Below are 9,290 nucleotides of genomic sequence, written 5' to 3' on the forward strand. Positions count from 1 at the left end.
ACCGCGGGCCGCGTGCGACACGGTCACCGCACGGAGTTCTCCTGCGGCACAGCGCGCCGCCCCCGCAGCATCGCCCACGCCGACACGACCACCGTCAGCACAGCGAGCACGAGCCAGAAAATCCCAAGGTTGAGCCCATAATTCAGCGGCAGCACGGTCGGATTCGCCGGAGCAAAGTTTTTCGCCACGATCGTCGGCACCGCAACGAGCGACACAATAGATCCGACCACAATTGCGCCCTGCACGATCGCCATGACCGTGCCAGTCACCCGTCGCCCGGCCCGCCGCAGAGCAATCCCGAACGCAAACACGATCGGCGCCAAAAAAACATCGTGCAGCACGATCGCCGCCGCAATCCACAGGGCCACTCCGGGAATCCGGGTCAGCCGAACCGAATCGAACATCACGAACGCGCCCCAGGCCAGCAGCAACACGCCAGCCCCCAGCAGCACCAAACGGATGCTCCGCATCCGCCGGCTGGTCGACGGCGCGATCCCGGCTGGCGGCGGATACAGGCCGGTCCCAGCGTTCTCGGTTGACGTGGTCGCGGAACTTTTCTGGGCACCCACTCCGGTCTTCACACCGATGTCATCGCCGGCCGCCTCGCCACGTGACCCGCGCGCATCCGCTCTCATAATTCGATCGCCTCGATTCGGCTCAGCCATTTGGTCTGCAATACCCCAGGCCGCCCCGGCGCGATCATGCGGGCCGGATAGCCATGCTCGAGGTCGAGCGTTTCGCCGTTCAGCTCGAGGGCCACGAGCGTGAGCGAGTCGCGCACATATTCCCGGCCCATCTGGGTTTTGCTGAAGCTGCCGCGTTCTTCCAAGCTGATCAAACGAAACGAGGTCTCCGGGTCGGCGCTCATCAGGTCGGCGAGGTCGCGCAGCCGCACACCGCGCCACGTCGCCATCTGACTCCAGCCCTCGACGCAGGCGATCGGCAGCCGGACCTCGGTCTGTGGCAGGGCGACCAGTTCGGCCCGCGTGAAGGAGCGTTCGGTGCCGGCCACCGCGAGGGTAAGAGTCCACGTTGAAGCGAGGGCGGTAACCGCCACCTGCGCCTGTTCGCTGGTGCGATTCACCGGAACGCCCTGCTGGCCGACGCCCTTCTTGCGCGGCGCGAACAGGTTGACCGCGTTCAGCGGTGTGAAGGTCTGTCCGGCGGTCAAGGCCACGACGGCCGTCGTGGCGACGCCGACGGTGGTGAGAAATCCGCGCCGGCTGACCCGCGAAGACGGGCGCGGCGTCGCATCGATGTAGTCGAGCACCCGCCCGGTGAGGCCCCCCTGCCGAGTCGTGCCCCACAGGCGCACCGCCTCCGCATTAGACGCCCGGTCGGCCGACACCGCGTCGACCAGATGATTGCCGGCGCCCGAGTCAGAACCCGAGTCAGAACCCGCACCGTCACTCGACGGCTTACTCCAATACCGCGTAATTAGCGGCAGCTTGACCGCGATGTGAATGACCAGCAGCCCGATCAGAACCCAGCCAAGCGCAAAGTGCACCTGCCGAAACGGAAATGGCCACGGATACCACTGAAACGTGTTGAGCAGTCCGATCGTAATCTGCACGAGCGAGGCCCCCACGAACAGAGCGATCGAGGCCCGCTCAAGAAAGTGCACGAAGCCGCGCACCGGGGGATAGGCGAACAGATCGGGAAAAACGATGTACAGCTTGGCCAGCAGCAGCGGAAAACAAGCGATTCCGGCGATAATGTGCGTGCCCTGGGTGATCTGGTACAGAAACTCGGGCCGGGTCGCAAAGCGCATCCAATCCAGCGGTTCCTGCAGAAAATGGCTGTACAGGCCGGTGCCGAAGCAGATCAAAAAGGCGGCACCGAGCAACCGCCCGATCACCGTCGCCATGCGCGGATTGCGCACCGGTGTCGCCAGCGCTCGCTGGGTCTCGTACATCAATCGCCGCATGCTTCTATTGCACCACCTGAACGCTCGCCGTGACCCCGCTGAATCCTTACGATGTGCACAAGGCCTGCCTCGCTTGATCGAGCGCGTCGGAACTACCGCAATGTCGGTGGGTGCCGTGAGCGTCATTGTTAACTACTCACAAAGACTCGTGCCGAGACTAGGGAGAAGCACGATGAAGGTTTTAGTCGCGACGGCGATGCTGGCGGGCAAACAACAAAGGGCGAAACGACGGGCCAGCGCGGGCCAGTCACACGCGTGCATTGCCGGCGAACTGGTGTGGATGATTGACCCCTGCCCAGCCAGCCGACGCAACCCCAACGGGCCGTGCGACTGTGGGTGCACCTTCACCGGAATGTGTTCAGATGGCCACACGCCGACGGCGATCGTGACCGACCTCTTTTAAATGTCGTGCGGCGACTCCATCGAAGCCATGCGCGCCAGTTTTGACAAAAAAGGCTGGTGTCCCTGTTGCACTGCGCGGCCCCTCGAGGAGGTGATCGACGAGTTGATTGCCTTCGGTAGCGGTATACCCACTGGCACACTCGTCGGCCGTTGCCTCGATTCGCTGATCCTGCTCACTGAACCCGAAGGGTGGGACTAAGCGCGGCATCCGCTGTCGGGTTGCCCGGCCTTCGTCTACTCCGTCGGCCTTGAGGGTTGGCGAGCGGTAACCCGGGAGTCTTACAGTCTGCAGGTTTCTCACGCCGCACGGCCAGAGCGCGCCGCCGGTGAGCGTGGGTACGAGAGGATGGACTGGTGCGCATAACGATCATCGCGGTCCTGCTGGTGCTCAGCGCTGCCGTCACCGCATTCAGCGCGACAACCCTCGACCTGTTCCAGGCCGACCGAGACGAGGTGCAACTCGTTCTGGTCACGGCTGCGCTCTGGGTAGTGTTCGGCCTGGCCTGCTGGCTGCTGCGCAGTGTCAGCGGCAAGGCCGTGGTCGCGTTGATCCTGGCCGGCTCCGCTCTGATCGGCGGCGCAGCCATGGTTGGCCCGCCCAACACGAGCACCGATTCGGCGCGCTATGCCTGGGATGGCATCGTGCAAAATGCAGGAATCAGCCCCTACTCCTTCACTCCAGCGGATGCCCGCCTCGATTCCCTGAGACCAGACTGGCTGTTCCCGGCGCCCCAGACTGCGGCCGACGGAGGGGAGAAATGTGTCGGTGAACGCATCGCCACCGCCCGCACGACCGACGGCGACCTGCTCTGCTCCGCCCTGAATCGCACCGCTGTGCCCACGATCTACCCTCCGGCCAGCGAAATTTTCTTTGCCAGCGTGCGTTTCTTCACCGGCCCGGAGCCGGCCTATTGGCCGCTGCAACTCGCCGGTCTGCTGCTCAGTCTGGGCACCACGGTCATGCTGCTGGTCGGCATGCGCCGCCGCGGCCTCGACCAACGCAACGTCGCCCTCTGGGCCTGGTGTCCGCTGGTCGCGACCGAGGCCATCACCAACTCCCACGTGGATATGCTCGGCGTCATCTTCGTGGTTGCGGCCGTCTTCCTAATGTCTTCGAAGAAGGTTTGGCGCGGCGGCATTGCCCTCGGAATCGCGATCGGCACCAAGCTCATCCCGGTGCTCGCAGCGCCGGCGCTGCTTAGGCGCGGCGGCTGGCGCCTGGTGACGGCATCCGTTCTGAGTTTTGCGCTGCTTTATGTTCCCTATGTACTGGCGACCGGTATCGGGGTGCTCGGCTACCTGCCCGGCTACCTGAGCGAGGAGGGATACCAGGACGGGTCGCGGTTTGCGCTGGTGTCTCTGGTCGCGCCGGGGGCATCCGCTGTAATTGTCGCCGGCCTGATTCTGGCCATTGTCGCCGTGGTCGTGATTCTCAAGACCGACCAGAACCAGCCGTGGGTCGGCCAGCTCGTAATGATCGGCACAACCCTGCTCGTACTCAGCCCCCGCTACCCCTGGTATGCGCTGCTGCTGCTGCCGTTCGTGGCGCTCAGTGGCCGCTGGGAATGGCTGCTCGTGCCGATGGCGCTTACGCTGAGGCTACTGGTGCCGAGCGTTCCACTCACCCGAGCGTCGATCGCGGTCGCAGTGATCGTGATCGTCGTAATTTCCCTGCATCGCGCTGGCCCGGGCTCAGTCAAGCGGATGCTGCATCCCCTGCGGCGACTCCGCCCCGCCTGACCGCCCCGGTGCCGCGAGCCGCAAGGGGCACCCGGACACGCAACAATCGGGGCCCGCCATGTGGCGAGCCCCGATTCGTGCTGTGCAGCCGAAAGCTGTGAAGAAGAACTACTTCGTGGCGGCGGTGATGGTCGCGATACCCACGAGCATCTGGTCGGTGACGGCGTCGGTGCTAAAGGTGGAGTTCAGCAAGCCAGCGGCCACCGAGGAGATGTGCACTGTGGTACCGGCGAGGATGGCGTTGTCGCCGTCCATCTCAAGCGGCTTCAGGGTTCCACCGTAGAGGTCGAACAGCAGCTCCTGGTTTGCAGCGGACTCGCCGTTGACCGAGACGTCACCGAAGAGCTCCGAGGTGCCCGGGTCGATGGTGAAGTTGGTCAGCTCGACGACGATGTCACCGGCGGTTAGCGAGAAGCCGGATCCCTCGTGCTCGATGGAGCCTTGAACGTAGGGGCGGTAATCTTCGGCCGGGTCGTAGTAATCCACGTTTCCACCGGTGATCGGAAAGTGCAGGCTGCCTTCTTCCAACGTGGCCGTTCCCACGGTTCCGGCGTTCAGGCCGAGGCTCGTCAGGGCGGCACCGAAGTCGGCGTCGAGCAGCACTGCGGTGTCCACACCAGACAGGCTGGGGATCGAGGCGAGCGGTGTCGGCGTGGCGTCCGCGGAGCTCGATGAGCTCGCGGCGGGCGCCGGGGACGAAGTGGTGGCTTCAGCCGAGCAGCCAGCGAGGCCGGCGATAAGAATTCCGGCGGAGGCGAAACCGATGGTGGCCTTGGTGAATGTGCGCATGGGATGAATCCTTTTCTGTCGATCGAGCAGGTGATGTTGGGGTCTGCTTGGTGTTCGGTTCCACCCCCGAAATGGTTTGGAATTGTCCCAATCCGTTACCGTTCTGTTACTCAATTCAGCAAACGCCCAGATAGTACTGGCGCGCCAAACACCCCTCGATCCCGGTCCTGGCCAGCGATCGACGCGTCTCAGCCGAGCGGATGCCGCGTCCCGCCCGTGGCCCGCGTTTTCGAAGTTGCCACTGGTTTGAACACATGCCAGCATCTCAATCACGTGCCGCGACGAATCGCACGGCGGTTTCGGTCAGTGGTTGCCCGACCCGCGCACAGCACGGTTTCCGCGGTCCAAGCGGCGGCGGCCTAGAAGTGGCGGAAGCGATCCGGCGCGAGATCCCACGGGTCTTTGCCGAGCAGTTCGGCGACTCCGCGAAAGACGCAGGTCTCGATCATCATGCGCTGGTGCATTTCATCGTTTTCGTCCAGGCGCGACAGGCGCTGAATCGGCAGCCGGTAGAACACCACCCGATTTGTTTCCGGCGTGACCATCCAGCGCTCCACGCCGATGCCCGGTATCACCGAGCGCGGTCCGGACGCCACCTCGAACACGGCGTGGCCGAGTTCTTCTGGCCAGACGCCGCGCAGATACTCGATCGTGGAGGCGACCGTCATGTCGAACAGATCGATCCGGGTGCGCAGCGGCGGCAGAAACGGGCCGGTCGCCGAGCTGCGAATTCCTCGGCCGTGCCGGTCCCGCCCGCGGCCGCGTACGGTCGGTTCGGGCGCTGCAGAACGTCGAGATCGGGCCATGCTGCCATCCTACGGCCGCTGCCGCGGCCGCTCCGGCCGCCGGATGCGGCCACTTCTGATCCGAACGGATGCCGCCCCGACCTGGTCGCACCACCCTTCCCGGCATTCCGTGCGCAGTGAGCAGCACCGGGCGCGAAACCAGTCCGGCGCAGCATCACGAAATCTAGCGCGGCTGCGGCGTTCCCCGCGAGGTCAGAGCGAGCGGAACCGGGTCGGAGCTGACCCCGGCAAACCGACCGGCGGCATCCGCTTCGATGAAACCCGGCAGATTGGGCTCGCGGGTCGGGCCCTCGAGCACGCGCCCGGCTCAGATTCCGGCCGCACGGATGGGTTCGGCGCGATCAAAGCGGAACGGGCCGAGCGGGCCGTCGGCGGGGGGCCGCGTAGGTGCCGGTGATCGTGTCGACGATGGCGGAGAACACGTCGGCGCAAGCCGCGCAGAACACGATCACGTGCTGTCCGGCCAGTTCGAGCACCTGGATCACCTTAGTCGCCACGGCGTGGCCGATTCGTTGAATTTTGGGTGCGCGATCGTGACTTCCGGCCGGCGTAGAAGAGGTGCCTTGGCATCATCAACGCCGGCCCGGAATACTTCGGGTTCGACAGGGTCGGCTTCTTCGGCAAGGAAAGCCTCGCCATGGTCACCTTCGCGTTCGTTCTGCGAAACTGGAAGGGGTACGACAAGGTCTTCAGCATCCTTCTGATCGCGCTCATGGTGCAGGGCCTTCTCATCCTGGTTCCAACTTCATCCTGCTCCGCAACTTCATCCTGCTCCGCAGCTTCAGCTTGGTGAAAGATCTCGGGCTGCTGAATACCATCGTCGGAATCACCTTGCCGGCTTGATCCACCCTGACCAGCGGTCTCTGGGGTGACACCTACAACTTTGATGACCCGCGCTTCCAGGGGGCCATCGACTGGTGGTATTCCCTGGTCGAGAAGGGCGACATGCCCTCGTTCGAGGCGCAGGTAGGCATCGGCTGGCTCAGCACGGCCGGCGGCAGCAACCCGGCGAAGTTTCTGATTTCCGAGCCCGACGCCGATGCGCTCAACCGCGTGCGCGTTGCGCAGCCCACCGGGGAAGCTGGAACGATTCAGGCCCAGTCCGCGCCGGGGCTGGACGGAATCATCGTTAGCGGCGCCACACTGGCTCAGGTCGGCTTGCACCCGCTGATTCTGCTGCCGGAAACCGCTCTTCTGTTCGAACTTCACTGCGTGTTTGAGCTGGACGACTAGTGTCCAGACCGGCCGTTGGCGTGGTAGAGTCTTGACCGGAACAGAGTGTCATTGACATGGAGTTCCTAACGGGGCTCGAACCGAGCAACTCAAGTTACCGCAGTAATTTCGAACGGTCGCGACCCCGAGGCCTTCGAGGTTCAGCTCATCGTTGACGGCAGCGGGTTCACGTCCTGGGCGCGCAGCGCGGCGGCGATCGCTATCCAGAGTCGCTTCAACGGACTGGCCACATAAACGTTGGAGCCTGCCCGGTAATGCCGCTGCCGCCGGTAGCCTTGACAGCAATGACATTCCGTCCGTGTTCCCGCGTTGCCTGCCTCGAACCATCGGTGGCCACGCTCACCTTTGACTATCGGGATTCCCTGGCCGTACTCGGCCCGCTCGCCAGTCGCAAAGAACCGCACAGCTTCGACCTCTGTTCCCGGCATGCGGAGCGAACGACCGCTCCGCAGGGCTGGCAGCTGATGCGGCACCGTCTCGTCGCCGACGAACCGGATCCTTCCAATTAGCCTGCCCCGACTTGCCCGAAAGCTTCGTCCCGCTGCCGAACCCGCGGCTGACCCGGCCCGCTGCCCTGCCCGTCTACTCGGTCGCCTCGGCATCGCCGACGACCGGCCGTCTCGTCCCGCTGGAATTACCCTGTAGACAAAACCGGGACACTCCGGCCCGGCCGTCTCGGCCCACTGGCCGCCTGCCGACGAAAGCAGGCAGCATCCGTTCTGTGGCCGGCTGGGAATATCAGCGTGCGGTCGTTTTTTTGTTGGGGCCGTTCAGACGGAAATGGCAAGATAGCAGCATGACTGTCGCCTCGGCCACCGCGCCCCCCACATTCACCTATAAGATTGCCGATTTGTCGCTTGCCGAGGCTGGGCGTCACCAGCTGCGCCTGGCTGAGAACGAGATGCCGGGGCTGATGGCCCTCCGCCGCGAATTCGGCGAATCCAAGCCGCTGGCCGGCGCCCGCATCGCCGGATCCCTGCATATGACCGTGCAGACCGCCGTGTTGATCGAGACCCTCGTCGCGCTCGGTGCTCAGGTGCGCTGGGCCAGCTGTAACATTTTCTCGACGCAAGACGACGCGGCCGCCGCGATCGCGGTCGGCCCCGCCGGCACAGTGGAGGCCCCCGCCGGTGTTCCCGTGTTCGCTTGGAAGGGCGAAACGCTCGAGGACTACTGGTGGTGCACGTCGCAGATCTTCGACTGGAGCGCCGAAGCGTCCGCCGCCGGAGCCAGCTGGACCGGACCGAACATGATCCTCGACGATGGCGGCGACGCCACGATGCTTGTACACAAGGGGCGTGAGTTCGAATTAGCTGGCGTCGTACCAGCGGATGCTGCCGGTGACAGCCACGAGTACAGCGTCATCCTCGCCGCCCTCCGTCAGTCTCTGGCCGAATCGACCGACCGCTGGACCCTGGTCGCCGTCGATCTGATGGGTGTCACCGAAGAAACCACCACCGGCGTGCATCGTCTCTATGAGCTCGCCGCGAGCAAGGAACTGCTCTTTCCGGCCATCAATGTGAATGACTCGGTCACCAAGAGCAAGTTCGACAACAAGTACGGCATTCGTCACTCGCTGCCGGACGGTCTCAACCGCGCCACGGACGTGCTGATCGGCGGCAAGGTCGTCTTCGTCGCCGGTTATGGTGACGTCGGCAAGGGCGCCGCCGAAGCATTGCGCGGCCAGGGTGCCCGCGTGATCGTGAGCGAGATCGACCCGATCAACGCCCTGCAGGCCGCAATGGACGGTTTTCAGGTCGCCCGCCTCGATTCCGTCGTCGAACAGGTCGATATCTTCGTCAGCGGCACCGGAAACTTCAACGTCATCGGCGTCGACCACATGTTTCGCATGAAGCACCTCGCCATTGTCGCCAACGTCGGTCACTTCGACAACGAGATCGACATGGCCTCGCTCGAGTCATTGCCGGGCGCCGTCAAGGTTCAGATCAAGCCGCAGGTCGACGAATGGCGTCTGCCGAGCGGGCGCAGTGTGCTCGTGTTGTCGGAGGGACGCCTAATGAACCTCGGCAATGCCACCGGACACCCCTCGTTCGTGATGAGCAACTCGTTCACCAACCAAGTATTGGCGCAGATTGAACTGTACGTCTCACCGGAGAAGTACCCGGTCGGTGTGTATGTGCTGCCGAAACTGCTCGACGAGAAGGTGGCGCGCCTGCACCTCGACGCCCTCGGTGTGGAGCTGACCGTACTGACCCCCGAGCAGTCCGCCTATATCGGCGTTCCCGCCGAAGGCCCCTACAAAGTAGCTCACTACCGCTATTAGCGGATGCCGGGTCTCGAGACCGGGCTGTGCGACACGCCCGGGTGGGGGGCGTTTTGACGGGTGGTGGTGGTGGCCGTAGTGTATCTATACGTACCCCAAAGGTGCGGAA

At 64.3% G+C, this 9,290-nt stretch carries 10 protein-coding genes; 4 read left to right on the plus strand and 6 right to left on the minus strand.

Annotated elements, in window-relative coordinates; genetic code table 11:
* Positions 1–23: 23 nt before the first annotated feature.
* Positions 24–635, minus strand: coding sequence for a hypothetical protein (locus tag CXY71_RS11045; RefSeq protein ID WP_104135657.1), 612 nt, complete (start codon positions 633–635; stop codon positions 24–26).
* Positions 632–1,927 carry a molybdopterin-dependent oxidoreductase gene (locus CXY71_RS11050; RefSeq protein ID WP_104135658.1) on the minus strand — a complete coding sequence of 432 codons (1,296 nt, stop codon included), beginning with the start codon at positions 1,925–1,927 and terminating at the stop codon, positions 632–634. The genes CXY71_RS11045 and CXY71_RS11050 overlap by 4 nt, the downstream gene beginning before the upstream one ends.
* A 756-nt stretch (positions 1,928–2,683) precedes the next feature.
* Here CXY71_RS11050 and CXY71_RS11055 point away from each other — a divergent pair.
* Positions 2,684–4,069: a glycosyltransferase family 87 protein gene (locus CXY71_RS11055; RefSeq protein WP_104135659.1), complete on the plus strand. Its 1,386-nt coding sequence runs from the start codon at positions 2,684–2,686 to the stop codon at positions 4,067–4,069.
* Between the two features lie 108 nt (positions 4,070–4,177).
* Here the strand turns inward: CXY71_RS11055 and CXY71_RS11060 are convergent, their stop codons facing one another.
* The 4 genes from CXY71_RS11060 to CXY71_RS21105 form a co-directional block, all read right to left on the minus strand.
* On the minus strand, positions 4,178–4,858 hold the full coding sequence (locus CXY71_RS11060; RefSeq protein ID WP_104135660.1) for a hypothetical protein: 681 nt from the start codon (positions 4,856–4,858) through the stop codon (positions 4,178–4,180).
* 359 nt (positions 4,859–5,217) lie between these two features.
* On the minus strand, positions 5,218–5,664 hold the full coding sequence (locus CXY71_RS11065) for a metallopeptidase family protein (protein ID WP_104135661.1): 447 nt from the start codon (positions 5,662–5,664) through the stop codon (positions 5,218–5,220).
* 163 nt (positions 5,665–5,827) lie between these two features.
* Positions 5,828–5,962: a hypothetical protein gene (locus tag CXY71_RS22370; protein ID WP_255412635.1), complete on the minus strand. Its 135-nt coding sequence runs from the start codon at positions 5,960–5,962 to the stop codon at positions 5,828–5,830.
* Between the two features lie 43 nt (positions 5,963–6,005).
* The gene (locus CXY71_RS21105; protein ID WP_158253063.1) at positions 6,006–6,161 is read right to left on the minus strand and encodes a hypothetical protein; all 156 of its coding nucleotides are present in this window, start codon (positions 6,159–6,161) and stop codon (positions 6,006–6,008) included.
* Between the two features lie 448 nt (positions 6,162–6,609).
* Here CXY71_RS21105 and CXY71_RS11075 point away from each other — a divergent pair, with 448 nt between their 5' ends.
* The 3 genes from CXY71_RS11075 (at position 6,610) to ahcY (ending at position 9,181) form a co-directional block, all read left to right on the plus strand.
* Positions 6,610–6,897, plus strand: a complete 288-nt coding sequence (locus CXY71_RS11075; RefSeq protein ID WP_104135663.1) for a hypothetical protein — start codon at positions 6,610–6,612, stop codon at positions 6,895–6,897.
* A gap of 284 nt (positions 6,898–7,181) precedes the next feature.
* The gene (locus CXY71_RS11080; protein ID WP_104135676.1) at positions 7,182–7,406 is read left to right on the plus strand and encodes a DUF3499 family protein; all 225 of its coding nucleotides are present in this window, start codon (positions 7,182–7,184) and stop codon (positions 7,404–7,406) included.
* A gap of 287 nt (positions 7,407–7,693) precedes the next feature.
* The gene (ahcY, locus tag CXY71_RS11085) at positions 7,694–9,181 is read left to right on the plus strand and encodes an adenosylhomocysteinase (RefSeq protein ID WP_104135664.1); all 1,488 of its coding nucleotides are present in this window, start codon (positions 7,694–7,696) and stop codon (positions 9,179–9,181) included.
* Positions 9,182–9,290 lie beyond the last annotated feature (109 nt).

Origin of the sequence: Cryobacterium sp. Y62 (assembly GCF_002929785.1) — a bacterium.
Classification (GTDB): domain Bacteria; phylum Actinomycetota; class Actinomycetes; order Actinomycetales; family Microbacteriaceae; genus Cryobacterium.

Coding starts and splice junctions, on each gene's coding strand:
- CXY71_RS11045 (WP_104135657.1), bottom strand. CDS start 635: ATGAGAGCGGATGCGCGCGGGTCACGTGGCGAGGCGGCCGGCGATGAC.
- CXY71_RS11050 (WP_104135658.1), bottom strand. CDS start 1,927: ATGCGGCGATTGATGTACGAGACCCAGCGAGCGCTGGCGACACCGGTG.
- CXY71_RS11060 (WP_104135660.1), bottom strand. CDS start 4,858: ATGCGCACATTCACCAAGGCCACCATCGGTTTCGCCTCCGCCGGAATT.
- CXY71_RS11065 (WP_104135661.1), bottom strand. CDS start 5,664: ATGGCCCGATCTCGACGTTCTGCAGCGCCCGAACCGACCGTACGCGGC.
- CXY71_RS11075 (WP_104135663.1), top strand. CDS start 6,610: ATGCCCTCGTTCGAGGCGCAGGTAGGCATCGGCTGGCTCAGCACGGCC.
- CXY71_RS11080 (WP_104135676.1), top strand. CDS start 7,182: ATGACATTCCGTCCGTGTTCCCGCGTTGCCTGCCTCGAACCATCGGTG.
- ahcY (WP_104135664.1), top strand. CDS start 7,694: ATGACTGTCGCCTCGGCCACCGCGCCCCCCACATTCACCTATAAGATT.